We start from the raw sequence: 18,844 nt of genomic DNA, 5'->3' as shown, positions 1-18,844 counted from the left end.
TAAACCTAAACCTCTATCCTGTAAAAAATATATTAAGCCAATATTAGATTGTAAGCTGAATAAATGCTGGTCGATCTAATCAACTCCAACATATTGGTTTAAGATCTAATTATTCAATTTAACAAATCCACCATCGATAGCATAGTCATTACCAGTGATAAAGCTAGCATCATCTGAACAAAGAAATAAAGCCAATTTTGCAATTTCCTCTGGCTGCGCCATCCGACCAATCGGTTGGGTTTGCGATAATTTCTCAAACATTTCCGCCTCTTGACCCGGATAATTCTTCGCAATAAACCCATCCACAAACGGCGTATGAACACGCGCTGGTGAAATTGAATTCGAACGAATATTATCCTTCAAATAATCTTTGGCTACCGACAAACTCATAGCGTAAATTGCCCCTTTACTCATCGAATAAGCAAAACGATCTGGTATACCAACCAATGTCGCTATGGAAGCTAAATTTAAGATGGCACCACCAGCATTTGCTTTCATAACCGGAACGACCGCAAATAAAGCGTTATAAGCGCCTTTTACATTCACTTGGTATATTCTATCAAAATCATCCGAAGAACAGTTCTCAAGCTTTCCTACATGGGCAATACCAGCATTATTCACCAAGATATCAATTCTGCCAATTTGCTTGACTGTTTCCAGAACCTCCGCCTGCTGACTCACATTACAGGTATGGATCTCACATTTCCCGCCTTGCGACTCAATATCAGCCTTCGTATCTTCTGCACCTGTAGGATTCAAATCCAAAATATGGACTGTCGCTCCCTCCTTGGCAAACAAGGTTGAAATCGCTCGTCCAATTCCGCTTCCTCCTCCGGTCACAATGGCTACCTTATCTTTTAACCTAGACATATTATATTGTATTATAGTATTTTAATTATTACATTTTAAAGTGAAACTCCACGTCTCCAAGGAATAAAATCATCCTGCCCAAGCTTCACCGCTTTGGCAGTAACCTCGCCACTTGCTACTGCAATGACGTATTCCAAAATCCGATGTGCCGCCTCAGCAATACTTTCTTCGCCGTCAATGATGGTCCCGCAATTTAAATCGATGGCATCATTCATTTTATTGAACACCTTGGTATTCGAAGCCACTTTGATCACCGGGCTAATCGGGTTACCAGTCGGCGTACCTAATCCTGTTGTGAACAAAACTATATTCGCACCGGCAGCAACCTCCGCCGTGGTACTCTCTACGTCATTTCCTGGGGTACAAAGTAAATTCAACCCGGGTTGATTTGCCAACTCTGGATAATCCACAACCGCAGCAACTGGGGATGTTCCACCCTTTTTAGCTGCTCCGGCTGATTTAATCGCATCAGTAATCAATCCATCCCGTATATTTCCTGGCGATGGATTCATGTAAAAACCTGAACCATCAGCCTCTGCTTTCGCATTATAAGTTCGCATTAAGTGGATAAACTTCTCAGCGGTAGGTTCGTCTATGCAACGATCACTCAACTCTTGCTCCACTCCACAAAGCTCCGGAAACTCAGATAAGATTACTGAACCTCCCAAAGTCACCATCATATCAGAAAGATATCCCAAGGTAGGATTGGCAGAAATCCCTGAAAATCCATCTGAACCTCCACATTCCAAACCAATACATAATTTATCCAACCCTGCAGGGGTTCTTTCCAATTTATTCGCTTGAACCAAACCTGTAAACGTAGATTTGATAGCTTTTTGCATCAATTCCTGTTCAGTTCCTTCAAACTGTTGTTCAAAAACAAACAATGGCTTATCGAACTCCAGATCCCGTTTCGCAATTTCAGCCTTCAGAATCGAAGCTTGCGCATGTTGGCATCCCAAACTCAATACGGTCGCTCCCGCAACATTAGGATGGGTGATATACCCTGCTAGCAATCCACATAAAGCATCCGAATCCATCCTCGTTCCACCACAACCCATGTCATGATTCAAGAACTTAACCCCATCCACATTCGGAAAAAGCTTGTTCTTGCCCTTGTTGGCCCGTGCAGTACTTAAATCAACCGCCATCAATTCATCTACAGAAGCTCCATTTTTATATTTGGAAATCAACTCATCTACCTCATCGGAATAGTCCTTCGATTCAACCTTATACCCTAACTTCTCCTCCAATGCTGATTTCAAGGTCAATACATTCCTGTTTTCGCAAAATACCAGGGGAATAACCAACCAATAATTGGCAGTTCCAACCAGACCATTACTACGGTGAAAACCCTTAAAACTGCGTTCTTTAAATGCCGAAACATCCGGTTGAACCCATTCTAACTTTCTCTCACCTAACTTAAAGTCCTCCGCAGCATGACGTAAATTATGCACATCCAGCAGCTCCCCTGCATCCAGATCTTCATTTACCTTCCCCACCAAAACACCATACATGTAAACCTCAGAATCCTTCTTCATAGGTTCAATCGTAAACTTGTGCTTTGCCGATACTGCTCTTTTCAAAACAACTTCCTTACCTTGAAATTTCAAGGTATAACCCGCTACTAAATCTCGTAGCGCTACTAATACATTATCTTTTGGATGGATTTGTAAAAATTCCAATCTCTCTTTTTCCATTTGATTTTATAATTCAAATATTTGTTCCATCATTACCCACTTTTCACCAGGCTTCGACCCTGGTATGGACTGCTGATATTTCCACATTAATTGCTCCCAAACCTGTACAGCAGGGTTCTCAGCATCCATCTGATCTTTACGCTCAAAGCTAAAGGTTTCATCCACTTCCATAATCATAAACAACCGATTACCAAAGCGATATATATCCATCACTGTGATACCAGCATCGGTTATTGATTTCTTTATTTCGTTAGAAACTCGCCTATGATGATCCTCATACTCAGCGATCATCGTCGGGTCATCAACAAGATCCAATGCTAAAGCATATCTTTTATTACTCATATATTTATTCTCAATGTCCTTGTTTAACAGCCAGGTTATTACTCTTGTTTTGAGAAGCAAATAACGCCACAACCAAGAAACAAACCAAAACTACAAAATATCCGTATTGCATATTGCCGGTTAAGTCCGATACATAGCCCAATACTGGTGGCAATAATGCTCCACCAACAATTGACATAATAATCAAACTTGATGCTGACTTGGTATCACTTCCAGTTCCTTCAACGCCAATCGCAAAGATCGTAGGGAACATAATGGACATGAAAAATGCGATAGCAACCATACTGTACATAGTTAGCTTTCCACTTCCAAAAATGCAAACTAAGGTCAATAGCGTTGCAATTCCGGCATAGTATAACAATAATTTTGATGGAGCGATATATCGCATAAAGAATGTTCCAACGAATCTCCCCAACATAAACATCAAACCTGCTACTCCGGCATAATATTTTGCCTCTTTCGCTTCAATACCTGAAACCTCAACGGCATACACAATTAAGAAACTCAAAACACAAACCTGAGCGCCAATATAGAAAAACTGCGCTAAAACAGCCCACATCACATTTTTATGGCGCAATGCTTTAATAAAGCTTGTTCCACCCTCTTCTTCATCTTTAACTTCTGGAAGTTTGATGAAAAAGAATATGATGGCTACCAATAAAATGATAACCCCTAATATCACATAAGGTCCCTTGACCACAGCCGTTTCGGTTTGAATATATGCTAATCGCTCTACATCCGACAATGCCGCAACCTGCTCTACAGTCTTGGGGTCCTCCGCCAAAATAAACTTCCCCCCTACAATTGGAGCAACAAAAGCAGCTAATCCATTAAATGATTGTGCAAAATTCAACCGCTGAGTTGCCGTATTGGGATCTCCCAAAACAGTCATATATGGATTTGCTGCCGTTTCTAGGATGGTTATCCCACAGGCTACAACAAACAATGCCGACAAAAAGAACACATAACTCATCGTGTTTGCAGCCGGAACAAATAAGAAACAGCCTATAGCAAACAAAATCAATCCAACCAAAATCCCAACCTTATACCCATATTTCTGCATAATCAGTCCGGCCGGAATACCCATCACCAAATAAGCCACAAAAACTGCGGAATCCACTAAAGAGGCTTGTAAATGACTCAAGCTAAAGGCACTTCTTAAGTGCGCAATTAGGATTGGGTCCAGATTATGAATAAAGCCCCAGAAAAAAAACAGGGACGTGATTAATATAATAGCTACCGTATTACTCCGATTGTTCATAGTGGATTATAATTGAAAATCTAAATACGAGATATTTAGCTAAAAAGTATTGAACTATATTACCTTCTTTATAAACTATTTTAACATTATTCTCCTTTGATATCCATTTTTTATGAATAAATTCGACAACAATGATCATTAAACAACTAGCTGTTCCAAAATCACACAATCAAAGCTTCCAAATGCGTAGGGATTATTATCCGAAACATCAGTCCATTTGGCACTACCACGAAGAACTAGAATTGGTGTATGTCAAAAAAGGATCAGGCACTTTGTTCGTGGGTGACCGCATCAAGAGTTTTCAACCCGGCATCGTGGTATTGATCCCATCCCAGATTCCTCATTATTGGCTATTTGATGAAACTACAAAAGAGGATCAAAATGAACCCATTGACTGTGTCGTAGTTCATTTTATTAATGATTTTGGTATCCAAAATTTTGTCAACACTCCTGAAATAAGTTCGCTAAAACCCTTATTGGAATTATCGTTCAAAGGAAAATTAATGCAGGTCGAACCTAATGATGATTTTGATCGACATATTCAGAGTTGCTTAAATAGCAATGGATTAGCCAAACTATTCCATCTTTTGGAAGGTCTTAGCCTTCTCCAACAAGCAGATTCTGTTGAACTCATTAGTGAAAATTACTCCATCCTAAATCAATCCGAAGATCAATTTAGAATGAACAGTTTAATGGGCTATATCCGTCAGAATTACAAACATAAAATCATGCTGAAGGACCTGGCAAAGGTCGCCGGAATGACTGAAAACTCCTTCTGTAGATATTTTAAACAAAAGACAGGCAAAACCCCAGTACAATTCATCAATGAATTACGAATTTCTCACGCTTGCTTCCAACTAAAGAATAACAACCTGAATTTGAAGGAGATCTGCTATGACTCCGGATTCAACAACTTCGTGAGCTTCCATAAATCCTTTAAAACTATCACTGGGATGACTCCAGGCCAGTTTAGAAGTTAATCTACATTCTTTCGAAAAAAAATTTACCGAATCCAACAATACATTTCTCAATTTAAGGGAAAAATATATTTTTGCAGCTTACAAAACGTCTCCAATGAATAAATTTTATCGATTCTTCAATTTGCACTTTGGCGAAGAAGCCAAAGACAAAGTGTTAGAAAATGTAACCTCGAGCATCTCCTTTCGTGGTGCTAATGTTTGGATTCTTGCCTGTGCCATCGTGGTAGCTTCGGTAGGTCTAAATGTAAACTCTACCGCTGTTATTATTGGAGCCATGTTAATTTCCCCTTTGATGGGACCAATCGTAGGTGCCGGCTTTGCACTTGGAACATATGATTTTAATTTATTGAAGAAATCCATCAAGAACCTTGGTATTGCAACCATCGTCAGCTTGTTTGTTTCCTTCCTATATTTTCTTTTAAGCCCTTTTAAAGACGCGTAATCTGAATTACTAGCCAGAACCGCCCCGAATATTTACGATGTCTTAATCGCTTTCTTTGGTGGTTTGGCGGGAGTAATCGCTTTAACACGGGTGGAAAAAGGGAATCCCATCCCGGGTGTGGCAATCGCAACTGCCCTCATGCCCCCTCTTTGTACTGCCGGTTATGGCCTTGCCATCGGAAATCTATCCTATTTCGGCGGAGCCCTTTACTTATACACCATAAACTGCTTCTTTATCTGTATATCAACCTTCTTGATTGTCAAATTGTTGAAATACCCTAAAGTAAAATTCGTAGATCAGGAAAGAGAAAAAAAGATTACCAAAACTATCAGTACATTGATTTTGGTTATTCTGATCCCTAGCTTCTATTTGGCTTACCTGCTTTTACAAGAGAAAAAATACAGTCAAAATGTAGATAATTTTATTCAAAATGAGTTTACCAGTAAGGGCTACACCTTAATCTATGAAAACACCCATTTCAATGCAAATCCTAAAAAAATAGAATTGGCTTTTCTTGCCAAAAAATTTGATTCCCTGGAAATTAAGGAGCTAAACAATAAACTTCTATCCTATAACCTCGGAAATACCAACCTGGTAATCAGACAGGATAGCACTGATTTAAAACGTGATATCCTTGCCGAGATCAATAAACAATCTAGAAATGTGTCGGAAAAGGATGTAACCATACAGAATCTAAGAAGGGAACTTTCCACCTATACATTTGATGACTCTGACTTAATCAAAGAAATTAATATCTTATTTCCTGAATTGGCTCCATTCAGCATAGGAAAGCAATTGGTGGTAGTGAATCCGGACAGTAGTTTTTACCAAAATACAATTACCTATACAGCACAAAAACCGCTTAACCCCGAGGTTTCAGCCAAACTCAAAAAATGGCTCGAAAACAAATTGCAAACAGAAAATATCAAAATTGCTCGAACGAATTAAATCAAAAAGAGGTAGCTGAATAAGCTACCTCTTTTTGATTATTTATATTCCTTTTTAGAATTTAGCGCCAGATAACCAAATATTCCGGCTAATAAAGATGTCACTAAAATGGAGAGCTTTGCCTCTGAAACGTGCTCCGGATCATTAAAGGATAAGATTGCAATGAAAATTGACATGGTAAATCCAATTCCCGCCAATAAGCCTACACCAATGATATGTTTCCATTCACTACCTTCCGGCAAACTACTCAACTTCGCTTTAGTACAAATAAATGAGGTCAACAAGATACCTACCGGTTTACCAACCAATAATCCTAAGGATATTCCTAATCCCAATCCAGAGGTCAATCCACCAAGCATTTCACTTTCCAAAGTAATATTTGTATTTGCAAAGGCAAACAATGGAATAATCAAGAAGTTTACAGGCTTAGTCAATGCATGCTCCAAACGCTCCAATGGCGATTCTACATCCGTTTCATTGGTTGGAATAGTCATAGCAACCAATACCCCTGCGATAGTCGCATGAATCCCTGAATGGTGCACGAAATACCAAATAAATGCTCCTGGAATCAAATATAGGTATGGATTCTGAATATTGAATTTGTTCATTAAAATCAATACCACCATACCAGCAACTGCATAGTAAAGATAAGTCAATTCAATTCCTGAGGAATAGAAAAAGGCAATAACGAGGATGGCAATTAAATCATCCACAATCGCTAATGCTGCCAAAAAGATCTTTAAACTTGAAGGAATACGATTTCCCAATAAATTGATCACCGCCAATGCAAAGGCGATATCTGTCGCCATGGGAATCCCCCAGCCGCCAGCTGTTTCTTTTCCTGCATTGAATGAAAGATAAATCAATGCCGGCACAACCGCCCCGCCAATCGCACATAAAATCGGTAAGGAAGCTTTTTTAGGGGATGACAACTCGCCTTCTACGATTTCACGCTTGATCTCTAAACCAACCAATAGAAAGAAGATCGCCATTAAACCATCATTGATCCATAATAAAACCGAGTATTTTAAATGAATTGATTCTGTTTCGAATCCTAATGGTAGGTCCAATAGATTTTGAAGCGATCCTGCCAAAGGACTATTTGCGAAAATCATGGAAAGGATAACACAGATAAAGAGCATGATCCCACCAGCATTACTGGAAGCAAAGAAATCCTTAAAAGCGTTTAGATTAATTAGTTTAGCCATAGATAATTATATAATTTATTTTTTCTCCCAAATTTCGACGTCAGAAAACTTAGTCTCCTGATTATTAAAGACCGGATCTTTTCCTTCTTTCCGTTGTTGATTGTAATCCTTAAACAGTTTCAACACCTTATTGTGCAATAGAATTATGGCGATCATATTCAACCAGGCCATCATGCCTACACCAATATCTCCTAAATCCCAAGCCATTTTTGCGGTCGAGATACAGCCAAAATAGACGGAACCCAAGATCATCGCTCTCAACACCCAAATCATCGCCAACCTACTTCTTTTCTTTCCCAAGAAACTTACATTACATTCCGCAATGTAATAGTAAGCCATGATGGTTGTAAAAGCAAAGAACATCAATGCAATCGCAATAAATCCCGAACCTATATTTGGGAAATGCTGCGAAACAGCCATTTGTGTAAATTCTGGCCCAGCTTCTATGCCAGGGATATGTTGAACGATAAAACCACCCTCTGGATGAACTACATTATACTGACCTGTAAAAAGGATCATTAAGGCTGTTGCTGTACAAACAAATAGGGTATCCACATAAACGGAAAACCCTTGAACCAATCCTTGTTTAATGGGATGGCTTACTTCTGCTGCCGCTGCAGCATGTGGTGCTGTACCCTGCCCTGCTTCATTGCTGTAAATACCACGCTTTACTCCCCATGAAATCGCCGATCCCACTATCCCACCAAAAGTCGCCTCTAAATTCAAGGCCGACTGAAATATCAATTTGAAAATCGCAGGTACCTGCTGAATATTTAATACAATGATGACAATAGCCATTAGAATATAGGCACCAGCCATAAAAGGAACTACAAACTCCGCAACCTTACTGATTCGCTTCACTCCACCGATAATGATAAATCCTAATAATAAAACTAAGAAAAGTCCGACAATTCCGGGTGAAAAATTAAATGCAGATTTCATTGCCACGGCAATACTATTACTCTGTACACTAGGCAGTAAGAAACCCGTACTGATAATGGTTACGATGGCAAAAACCCAGGCAAACAGTTTAATCTTTAATCCTTTTTGAATATAGTATGCAGGTCCGCCTCGGTATTGACCGTCTTTTTCTTCTTTATAAAGCTGTCCTAAGGTGGCTTCTATGATTGCGGACGAACTTCCCAGAAATGCGATTACCCACATCCAAAAAATGGCTCCTGGGCCTCCCATTCCGATTGCCGTTGCCACACCGGCTATGTTACCGGTACCCACACGACCAGAAATCGCCAAGGAAAATGCCTGAAAAGATGAAATCCCTTTCTTGGAACTTCCTCCCTTAAATAGCAAGCGGACCATCTCCTTGAGGTAAATCAGTTGTGGAAGTTTAAAACGGATACTAAAATAAACACCCGCTAATAAACAAAGATACACTAAGGCATCACTCCAAACTATACTATAAATTTTGTCTATAATTTCCTGCATAAATCCGCCCCTAGATTGGTAGGTCCGCTAAAATATAGAATACTTCTAAGCCTTTCTCGAATTTTTGCATAGATTCTCTCTATATTAACCGCTAATTTTATAGAAAGAATTGACACAGTTTTTCTATATATTTCAAATGGAAAATATAAGGGATTCAAGAATTTATCGATTTTCAGGTCTATTTTCCCACTCTTTTATTAAAATTAACACAATTCTATCCTTCCCGGTTTCAAATTCTGGAAAAGAAAAAAGCACCTTAATTCGGATCAACCTTCTTAAGATGCTTCTTACATTTCAGAAAATATGTTTATTTAGACTCTTTTTCGCTGCTCTTCGCACTTGTTTTATCTTTCCAAGGATCCCTCGGACGTTTTTTTCCATAAGATCCCATAATTATTTTGCCTCTTCTACTTTTTTTATCTCCTTTTCCCATAAGCTAAGTTTTATGTTATTGTTAAATAAAATTTGTTTCGAATTCTCAAGTTACTAAAAATCAGGTAGATTACAAAACTAATTACACAGCAAACCTAAAACTTACCTCATTCAAAAATTTCAATCACAAAAGTAAAATCCATGCTATTCTAAAAACAAAACAGGGTTATGGAAAATCCATAACCCTGTTTTTATACCCCATATCGGATATCCTTATCCTCTACTGTTGTAGTTAGGTGCTTCTTTTGTAATTTGGATATTATGCGGATGTGACTCCCTTAATCCTGCACCTGTAATACGAACAAATTTAGCTTCTTGTAATTTTTCAATTGTTGCAGCTCCACAGTAGCCCATTGATGCACGTAATCCACCAATATATTGGTAAACTACTTCAGCCAAGGTTCCTTTATAAGGAACACGACCTACAATACCTTCTGGAACCAATTTTTTGATATCATCCTCTACATCTTGGAAATAACGATCCTTTGAACCTTTTTCCATCGCCTCAACAGATCCCATTCCTCGGTAAGATTTGAATTTTCTACCTTCTAAAAGAATCGTTTCTCCTGGAGCTTCTTCAACACCTGCAAATAATGAACCTGCCATGATGGTGTTTGCACCAGCAGCAATTGCCTTCGCAATATCGCCAGTCTGTTTGATACCTCCATCAGCGATCAATGGAACTCCTGTTCCTTTTAATGCTTTTGCAACTTCATAAACTGCATATAACTGTGGTACTCCAACTCCTGCGATGATACGTGTTGTACAGATTGAACCTGGACCAATACCAACTTTAACCGCATCGGCACCTGCATCTGCCAACATTTTAGCGGCATCTCCAGTAGCAATATTACCAACGATAACCTGTAAATTAGGATATGCTGCTTTTACTTCTTTTAATTTATTGATAACACCTAAAGAGTGACCATGGGCAGTGTCTATGGTAACAACATCTACTCCAGCTTTTACTAAAGCTTCAACACGCTCTAAAGTATCTCCAGTAACACCTACCGCAGCGCCTACCAATAAACGTCCATGTTCATCTTTAGCAGCATTTGGATAGTGTTTATATTTCTGAATGTCTTTAAAAGTAATCAGTCCTTTTAAAATCCCATTGGCATCAACCACTGGCAATTTTTCTATTTTATGATTTTGAAGAATTTCTTCTGCTTTAATCAAATCTGTTCCTTCAGGAGCAACAACCAAATCAGTGTGAGTCATCAACTCAGAGATCGGACGCGTCATGTCTTTTTGGAAACGAAGATCACGGTTTGTAACAATGCCGACTAATTTATTCTCTAAATTAATCACCGGGATTCCACCGATCTTGTGATCTTTCATAATCTGAAAAGCATCACCAACCGTAGCATTCTCCAATAGAGTAACTGGATCTTGAATCATCCCGCTCTCCGAACGCTTGACTTTACGAACTTCCGCCGCTTGTTCAGCGATCGTCATGTTCTTATGTAACATTCCTATTCCACCAGCCTGCGCAATCGCAATAGCTAAATCAGCGCCGGTAACTGTGTCCATAGCTGCTGATACCAATGGAATATTTAATTTGATTTTCTTTGTTAAGAATGTACTTGTATCTACATCACGTGGTAAGATTTCCGAGTAAGCTGGGATTAATAATACATCGTCGTAGGTAAGTCCTTCTTGTACGAATTTTTGTGGATCTAATTGCATAGCAAATATTAAATGGGGTTTCCTATTTGCGAGGCAAATTTACGAAAATTTATAAAATAATAAAACTCTATACAACTATTTACATAAAATCGACATTAGCAATACCTTACCTAAAAACAGGTATTTTAGACAATAGTTAAAACTATGTTAAAATTTTGGCAAGCTAATTGCTAATCATGTACTAAATTAAAGTTTAATTAACACAATATTTATGAAAAAGACATTACTATCACTAGCAGCTGCAGCAGCATTAGTTTTTGGCTTTAACGAAGCAAAAGCTCAAACTCCTTATAAAACAGCAATCGGTCTAGGTATTGACTTAGGCGATGGCCCAACTTTATTTGGTCCTCAAGTTAAACACTCGTTTGGTGGTGCTAATGCAGGTCAAGCTCAAGTATTATTCGGTGATCACTTTACTGTGATTGGAGTTGATTACTCTTATAACCGCCCATTCTCTGGTGCTGGTGGCTTAGGTTGGTACTTAGGTGTTGGTCCTCAAATCGCTTTCGCAAATGATGATTCTGCTTTCGCGATCCGTCCAGCAGCTGGTCTTGAATACAAGATCCCTTCTACTCCACTTGGTATCCACTTCGATTGGAAACCTTGGTGGAACTTATCTAATGAATCTAACTTCGAAGCTGGTCGTTTCAGCTTAGGATTTAAATTTATCTTAAGATAATCCATTCAAACAATCATAAAAAAGGCTTTTTCAATTGAAAAAGCCTTTTTTATTTCCCCATTTCTTATTCCTCTAAACTCCTTTAAACCAGTCTTGAAACATCCCTCCAACTACAGGTACTGCTGTCTCTCGTCCATTGATTGCGCCAATTAATCCTATAATCCAAAAAATAAATAAAGCCAGAAATACAACATATAATAATATCCCGCCAATTCCCGGAATAAACCTCACTAATCCCCCAAGGATACTGACCGCAAAAAGACCTAAGTTTTGTCGGATATGAAATTTAACATAGGGGTCATTCTTATCCCGATTCATTAAAAATGCTACCAATAACCCAACCCAGGTTAGATAGGAAATTATCCCAAGGGATTTATTATCCTGAATCTTAATGTCTTTTGTGTTTAAATCGTTTCTTTCCATTGTGTGATTAAATTAAATTGTAAGCCTAATGATTGAAATGTTCACTATTAAATACATCTTGGTCAAATTTAGGGATACAGAACTCAGTAAAACATCCCTGAAAACAGGGCATTTTATTAAATCTTTAACAAAGGTACTGGTCACAATTTCCACTGAAAATGAAACAAATATTTAAAAACAAATTTTTCCGTATTAAGTTTGATATACTGTTTTCATTATGTAATTTTTTTATACCTTTGCGAATCTTGGTAAAATATTATTAAGCTTAAAAAAGAACATAAAAACCATAATTTATTACGATTAGACAATGAGTAAAGGGCTGATTAAATTTTTGGTGATAGTGGTTTCCTTAGCGTGCCTCTACTCCTTATCATTCACTTTTGTAACTAGAAAAGTTGAAAAAGACGCAGCGGAATACGCCAAAGGCGACATGGCTAAAGAAAAAGCCTACCTAGATTCCATTGCTGGTGAGGTGGTATATAATATAGGTATTGCTAAATTCACCTATCGCGAAGCGAAATCCAATGAAATTGCATTAGGACTAGATCTTAAAGGTGGTATGAACGTTACAATGGAAATTTCATTGAACGAATTGATTGCCAATCTAGCGGATAACCCCAAAGATGCAAACTTCAACAAAGCATTAGAAAATGCTGTAACAAAAAGTAAAACAAGTAACACTTCGTTAATTGAATTATTTTTAAACGAGTACAAAGAAACTGGTGCTTCTACACAAATTGCATCTTTCTTTGCAACCAAAGATAACGCTGCAATCATCAATGGTAACAGCTCTGAATCCGATGTACGTAATTTCTTGAATAAAGAAGCTGACAACGCAATCCAAAACTCGTATAAAGTTTTGCGTACGCGTATCGATAAATTCGGTGTTGCTTCTCCTAACATTCAAATCCAACAAGGAACCAACCGTATCTTAATCGAACTACCAGGTGTAAACGATGAAGAACGTGTTCGTAAGCTTTTACAAGGTTCTGCGAAATTGGAATTCTATGAAACTTACCAAAATCCTCAAGTATATTCACTTTTAGAAAATATCAACAGAACTTTAGCAACTACTTTAAAAGCAGATAAACCTGCTGCTAATGTAACTTCTGATTCTACTGCGACTGCAGCTGCTGATACGACTAAAAAAGAAGAAAACTTATTGGCAAAATTAGGTGCAAACCAAAAAGGAACAGATTCTGCTAAAGCAGATTCTTCAGCTCAACCTGATGCTACAGCATTAGCTGAAAATCCTTTATTCGCGGTTCTATCCCCTGCAACTTTCAACCAAAACGGACAACAACAATTGGCTCCTGGTGCTGTAGTGGGTTATGCGAACCTAAAAGATACAGCTAAAGTAAATGCTTTCTTCGCTCGTCCGGAAGTAAAATCTATCATTCCTGGAAACTTAAAATTGTTATGGGCTGTAAAACCTGAAAACAACGCTAAAGATTTCCTTTCTTTATACGCTATCAAAACTACAGGTACTGAAAATGGTCCTGTAATGACTGGTGAAGTGATCACGGATGCACGTGAAGGATTTGACCAACAAAACAGCCCTATCGTTTCTATGGAAATGAATGCGGATGGTGCGCGTCAATGGAAACGTGTTACTGCGCAAGCAGCACAAAATAGAGATGCTATCGCGATCGTATTGGATGGTGTGGTGTACTCTGCGCCAGGTGTAAATGAAGAAATTCCAAATGGTAACTCTCAAATCTCTGGAAACTTTACAATTGAAGATACCAAAGACTTAGCTAACGTATTGAAAGCTGGTAGACTTCCTACAACAGCTAAAATCGTTGAAGAAGCGATCGTAGGTCCTTCATTAGGTCAAGTAGCTATTGACTCCGGTGTAAACTCTGCAGTTATCGGTATTATCGTAGTAATGGCGTTTATGATCGCTTACTACAACCGTGCAGGTATCGCTGCGAATATCGCAGTTATCTTCAACGTGTTCTTCTTGATGGGTGTTCTTGCATCTTTGAATGCTGTACTGACCCTCCCAGGTATTGCAGGTATCGTGTTAACCATGGGTACGGCGGTGGATGCCAACGTACTTATCTACGAACGTATGCGTGAGGAAAAAGCCCTAGGTAAATCCCCTCGTCAAATCGTTGCTGATGGATATAAACATGCCATGCCTTCAATCCTTGACTCCCAAGTAACGACTTTCTTGGTTGGTTTAATCTTATTCTTTACAGGATCAGGACCAATCCAAGGATTCGCAACGACGTTAATGATCGGTATTATCACCTCTTTGTTCACTGCAATCTTCATCACTCGTTTGATTTTCGAATACATGTTGAGCAAAGACATGAAAATCACTTTGTCATTCCCTTGGTCTGATCATACAATGAAGAATGCTAACTTCCAATTCATCAAGAAGAGAAAAGTAGCATATACGATCTCCATTATTGCCGTGATTATTTCATTTGCTGCAATTATGATCAAAGGTTTCTCATACGGTGTAGACTTCCAAGGTGGTCGTACCTATACAGTACGTTATGACCAAAATGTTGCTCCAGAATCGATTCGTGAGAACTTGGATAATATTTTTGGAACTACAACAGAAGTAAAAACTTTTGGTAGTGAAAACCAATTACGAATCACTACTTCTTACCATATCGAAGAAACAAGTGACGAGGCTGACAAACAAGTATTAGCAAAATTGAACGAAGGTTTATCCAAAGTTCAAGGCAATAAATATGAGATCCTTTCTCAACAAAAGGTAGGTCCTACTATCGCCAGTGATATTCGCGATCGTGCAATTTATGCTTCAATCTTCTCAATTCTTGTGATTGCAGCTTATATCTTGGTTCGTTTCCACAAATGGCAATACTCTGCAGGTGCAGCAATTGCAACTATCCACGATGCGATCATCTTATTAGGTTTATTCTCCATCTTGGACGGAATTGTTCCTTTCTCATTGGATATTGACCAACACTTTGTTGCGGCGATCTTAACTGTATTAGGTTATTCAGTAAACGATACAGTCGTAGTATTTGACCGTCTGCGTGAATACTTGAAAAAACCAAATGCTCACCATGAAGATATGGGTTCAACTATCAACAATGCAATTAACTCTACATTAAGCCGTACCGTGATTACCTCATTGACTGTAATCTTCGTATTAGCTGTATTATTTGTATTTGGTGGTGAAGTTATCCGTGGTTTCTCATTCGCTATCCTTGTGGGTATCGTTGTAGCAACTTACTCTTCAATCTTCCTAGCAGCGCCTGCTATTTATGACCTAAGTGCTGGTAAACACTTAGCAGATTCAGCTAAAGAAAAAGACAAAAAACAAGCAAAAGTAGTAACTCCATAAGGAAATCTACCTTGAAAATAGAAGGCCCTGATTATTCAGGGCCTTTTTTTTTGCTCAGCAAGCAATAATTACCTTCCCCAATTCTGATTAATTCCTTCAAACTGAAAATTCTAGAATAATCTAAACCTCTAATAGAACTAATCAGGGTTCTTTATGTCAAAATACTGTTTTATCTATTGGAAGAATCCACTTACTCTATATTTTTTATTAGTTTTGAGTCTTAATTATAAGACATGAGAAATAAATTAATTCTATCCTCTCTTTGCCTTTCATTAGGTGTTTTAGCTGTGGGATGTAATAATCAGAACAATAAAACTGAAACTACTGAAGCACATGACGATCATGCTGGACATGACCATGCCGGACACGATCATAGTGCTCATGAACATGCTACTTCAGAACAACCTAGTACAAACCCCACACCTGCTGCAGCACAAACGGTAAAAGCCGCTGCATTAAGTATTCCTGACTTTAATTTTTATAAAGTGAAATCTGGAATCTCATTTACCAAAGCTGATATCCCTGCCGGAAAAAATACCGTCTTCGTACTGTTTGATCCAGGATGTAGTCACTGTCAAAGTGAAACCAAAGGATTGGCAAAAAACTACGATAAAATTAAAGATGTCAATGTGATCTATGTTTCCATGAATGATCCGGCTCTAGTTGCTCAATTCCTAAGTACTTTCGGAAAGGAACTAGAAGGAAAATCAAATGTTCAATTGCTTTGGGATAGAAACCAAGAATTCATTCAAAAATTCCATATCCCTAAAATGTTCCCAGCAAACTATGTTTATGGTCCTGACGGCCAATTGAAAACATATTGGGAAGGCGAAAAAGGAATTAATGATATCATTGCTGAATTTAATAAATAATGAAAATTGCCATCAATGGGTTTGGTCGTATCGGCCGTCATACCTTAAGAAATCTACTCAATCGAAACCTTGATCAAATCGAGGTACTGGCCATCAATGATCTTGCAGATGCAAAAACATTGGCACATCTCTTCAAATATGATTCTGTGCATGGTCCTTTAAATCGACAGGTGGATTTTGATCAGGAACACCTCTATATTGATGGCAAGGCTATAAAAATATTCAACAAGAAAAACCCCGAGGAACTTCCTTGGAAAGACCTGGATATTGATGTGGTCATCGAATCTACAGGGCTTTTCGTCAAGAGAGAACTGGCCGCTAAACACTTGCAGGCTGGAGCCAAACAAGTGGTTATTTCTGCTCCTTCTCCGGATAAAGAAGTTCCAACGGTTGTCCTAGGTATTAACGACCAGGATTTTGATTGGAATATTCCAATTTTTTCAAACGCCTCTTGTACCACAAACAATGTGGCTCCCCTGATTAAAATATTGGATGAAAATTGGGAAATTGTGGATGGTTATATCACTACTGTCCATTCGATGACTGGCGATCAAAATTTGCATGATGCTCCCCATCGTGACCTAAGACGCTCCAGAGCCGCATCGGCATCCATTATCCCAACCACAACTGGCGCCGCCAAAGCAATTACCAATGTTTTTAAACACTTGGATGGTAAACTGGGTGGTGCAGGGATACGTGTCCCAGTATTGAATGGTTCCTTAACGGATTTCACCTGTAACCTGGCCAAGGAAACAACAGTGGAAGAAATCAACCAAAAGTTCAAGGAAGCTGCGCAAAATGAATTAAAGAATGTTTTATACTATACTGAAGACCCTATTGTTTCGGTAGATATCATCAATAACCCGTACTCTTGTGTGTTCGATTCGGAATTGACAAGTATTGTTGGTGGCTTGGTAAAAGTTGTAGGATGGTATGATAATGAATTTGGATACTCCAACAGGTTGGTTGATATCCTAGAGCGATTATCAAATCGATGATTAGATTTATCAACGTACAGGACACATTAGCCCTAAGAAGCACTGTACTGCAAAAAGGGAAAGCATTGGATCTTTGTATTAACCCGGAGGATTTAAAGCCTGACAGCTTTCATTTGGGCTTATTTGACGAGGAACAAAAGCTTCAATGTGTTTTGACGGTTCATAAAACCAATCATCCAAAATTACCGCATGAAGGTTATCGCCTGCGTGGAATGGCAACACATCCGGAAGCAAGAAGAAAAGGCTATGCTAAACAACTCCTGAGCGCTGCTATTGAACACCTCCAATCCCAGTTGCACGCTGATTATTTATGGTGCATTGCTCGTGAAGTAGCCTATCCTTTCTATTTGGAAATGGGTTTTGAATTTATGTCGGATGAATTCGAATATAAGGATGCAGGTATGCACAAGGAAATGTATATTCCTTTTTACTAAATCCTGGATATTATAACTCCCCCGCAACGCCGAGTCCGAATAGCGCAAAATCATATTTCACCGGGTCATTGGGATCAAGTAACCTTAGATTTTCAGTTAATTCCAGTGCTGTTTTCCAATTGACCTTATCGGATTGGATCAACCCGAATTTGCGTCCTACCCGCTCCACATGCACATCACAAGGACAAATCAAATCTTTAGCCTGCAATCTATTCCATAACCCAAAATCGACCCCTTTGTTATCCTTTCTGACCATCCAACGCAAAAACATATTCAATCGTTTACAACTCGATTTCTGAAGCGGAGAACTCACATGTTTCCGGGTCCTTTCTGGAAAATCTGCCAAAGAAAAGAAATAAGATTTAAATGAATTTAAGGACTGTTCTGTCGTAAAATCATCCTCGAGGCCATCCAATAAAAAAGCATCCTCAAGACTCTCAAAATGACGATAATGGTACTGAAAGAAACTCACAAAATATAAGAGGTCGGTATCGTTGAAGGTTCGATGCTTAAATCCAAGAAGACTTTTCAAATCTTCTTCCTGATGATGCAAGATGAATTCATAGGGACTTCCATCCATACGTTGGATAAGCTCATTGCATTTATTGATAATGGTTTTTCTTTGTCCCCAAGCCAAAATGCTCGCAAAGAACCCCATAATCTCTATATCCTGTTTTCGCGTAAATTGATGTGGAATACTGATGGGATCATTGGGTATAAAATTCGGTTGATTATATTCTTCTACCTTCCGATCTAAAAAATCTTTTAATGCTAAATCCATTGCTGCAAAATTAA

The 18,844-nt window shown here is 38.5% G+C and carries 16 protein-coding genes and 1 pseudogene; 7 read left to right on the top strand and 10 right to left on the bottom strand.

The window, feature by feature from the left end:
* Positions 1–105: 105 nt before the first annotated feature.
* Genes PZ892_RS05890 through fucP form a run of 4 tightly spaced genes read right to left on the bottom strand, consistent with a single transcriptional unit; the run spans position 106 to position 4,173 of the window.
* On the bottom strand, positions 106–870 hold the full coding sequence (locus tag PZ892_RS05890; RefSeq protein WP_277712411.1) for an SDR family oxidoreductase: 765 nt from the start codon (positions 868–870) through the stop codon (positions 106–108).
* Positions 871–905: 35 nt separating this feature from the next.
* Positions 906–2,570 (bottom strand): altronate dehydratase family protein, encoded by a 1,665-nt coding sequence (locus PZ892_RS05885; RefSeq protein WP_277712409.1) that lies wholly within the window; start codon positions 2,568–2,570, stop codon positions 906–908.
* 6 nt (positions 2,571–2,576) lie between these two features.
* Entirely contained in the window at positions 2,577–2,912 is a 336-nt protein-coding gene (locus tag PZ892_RS05880; RefSeq protein ID WP_182498946.1) for an L-rhamnose mutarotase, read from the bottom strand.
* Between the two features lie 10 nt (positions 2,913–2,922).
* Positions 2,923–4,173, bottom strand: coding sequence for an L-fucose:H+ symporter permease (fucP, locus tag PZ892_RS05875; protein WP_094256866.1), 1,251 nt, complete (start codon positions 4,171–4,173; stop codon positions 2,923–2,925).
* 131 nt (positions 4,174–4,304) lie between these two features.
* On the opposite strand from fucP, the gene PZ892_RS05870 reads away from it, so the two are divergent.
* Both PZ892_RS05870 and PZ892_RS05865 read left to right on the top strand, forming a co-directional pair.
* Positions 4,305–5,153 carry an AraC family transcriptional regulator gene (locus PZ892_RS05870; RefSeq protein ID WP_277712406.1) on the top strand — a complete coding sequence of 283 codons (849 nt, stop codon included), beginning with the start codon at positions 4,305–4,307 and terminating at the stop codon, positions 5,151–5,153.
* 94 nt (positions 5,154–5,247) lie between these two features.
* Positions 5,248–6,543: pseudogene (locus PZ892_RS05865) on the top strand (DUF389 domain-containing protein).
* A gap of 38 nt (positions 6,544–6,581) precedes the next feature.
* On the opposite strand, the gene nhaA reads toward PZ892_RS05865, so the two are convergent.
* From nhaA to guaB, 4 genes are all read right to left on the bottom strand, one after another.
* Positions 6,582–7,751, bottom strand: a complete 1,170-nt coding sequence (gene nhaA / locus PZ892_RS05860; RefSeq protein ID WP_094256863.1) for a Na+/H+ antiporter NhaA — start codon at positions 7,749–7,751, stop codon at positions 6,582–6,584.
* A gap of 15 nt (positions 7,752–7,766) precedes the next feature.
* The gene (locus PZ892_RS05855) at positions 7,767–9,194 is read right to left on the bottom strand and encodes an alanine/glycine:cation symporter family protein (protein ID WP_277712403.1); all 1,428 of its coding nucleotides are present in this window, start codon (positions 9,192–9,194) and stop codon (positions 7,767–7,769) included.
* A gap of 307 nt (positions 9,195–9,501) precedes the next feature.
* Positions 9,502–9,627: a 30S ribosomal protein THX gene (locus PZ892_RS05850; protein ID WP_094256860.1), complete on the bottom strand. Its 126-nt coding sequence runs from the start codon at positions 9,625–9,627 to the stop codon at positions 9,502–9,504.
* Positions 9,628–9,839: 212 nt separating this feature from the next.
* Positions 9,840–11,315, bottom strand: coding sequence for an IMP dehydrogenase (guaB, locus tag PZ892_RS05845; protein ID WP_094256859.1), 1,476 nt, complete (start codon positions 11,313–11,315; stop codon positions 9,840–9,842).
* A gap of 211 nt (positions 11,316–11,526) precedes the next feature.
* On the opposite strand from guaB, the gene PZ892_RS05840 reads away from it, so the two are divergent.
* A complete protein-coding gene (locus tag PZ892_RS05840) occupies positions 11,527–11,994 on the top strand; it encodes a hypothetical protein (protein WP_094256858.1) in 468 nt (155 codons plus the stop codon).
* Positions 11,995–12,066: 72 nt separating this feature from the next.
* Here the strand turns inward: PZ892_RS05840 and PZ892_RS05835 are convergent, their stop codons facing one another.
* Positions 12,067–12,417 (bottom strand): DUF4870 domain-containing protein, encoded by a 351-nt coding sequence (locus PZ892_RS05835; RefSeq protein ID WP_094256857.1) that lies wholly within the window; start codon positions 12,415–12,417, stop codon positions 12,067–12,069.
* A 307-nt stretch (positions 12,418–12,724) separates the two neighbouring features.
* Between PZ892_RS05835 and secDF the strand changes: the two genes are divergently transcribed.
* The 4 genes from secDF (at position 12,725) to PZ892_RS05815 (ending at position 18,049) form a co-directional block, all read left to right on the top strand.
* Complete coding sequence (secDF, locus tag PZ892_RS05830) at positions 12,725–15,745, top strand: protein translocase subunit SecDF (RefSeq protein ID WP_277712397.1); 3,021 nt, start codon at positions 12,725–12,727, stop codon at positions 15,743–15,745.
* 233 nt (positions 15,746–15,978) lie between these two features.
* Positions 15,979–16,617 carry a redoxin domain-containing protein gene (locus tag PZ892_RS05825; RefSeq protein ID WP_094256855.1) on the top strand — a complete coding sequence of 213 codons (639 nt, stop codon included), beginning with the start codon at positions 15,979–15,981 and terminating at the stop codon, positions 16,615–16,617.
* Positions 16,617–17,615 (top strand): type I glyceraldehyde-3-phosphate dehydrogenase, encoded by a 999-nt coding sequence (gap, locus tag PZ892_RS05820; protein WP_179221445.1) that lies wholly within the window; start codon positions 16,617–16,619, stop codon positions 17,613–17,615. The genes PZ892_RS05825 and gap overlap by 1 nt, the downstream gene beginning before the upstream one ends.
* Entirely contained in the window at positions 17,612–18,049 is a 438-nt protein-coding gene (locus PZ892_RS05815; RefSeq protein ID WP_182498952.1) for a GNAT family N-acetyltransferase, read from the top strand. Before gap ends, PZ892_RS05815 begins: the two co-directional genes overlap by 4 nt.
* Positions 18,050–18,059: 10 nt before the next feature.
* On the opposite strand, the gene PZ892_RS05810 is transcribed toward PZ892_RS05815, so the two are convergent.
* The gene (locus PZ892_RS05810; RefSeq protein ID WP_277712393.1) at positions 18,060–18,830 is read right to left on the bottom strand and encodes a TIGR02757 family protein; all 771 of its coding nucleotides are present in this window, start codon (positions 18,828–18,830) and stop codon (positions 18,060–18,062) included.
* Positions 18,831–18,844: the final 14 nt, after the last annotated feature.

The organism is Sphingobacterium sp. WM (assembly GCF_029542465.1).
Classification (GTDB): Bacteria; Bacteroidota; Bacteroidia; order Sphingobacteriales; family Sphingobacteriaceae; genus Sphingobacterium; species Sphingobacterium cellulitidis.
Note: the sequence above shows the minus strand (reverse complement) of the source record. Positions and strands in the feature narration are given on the sequence as shown.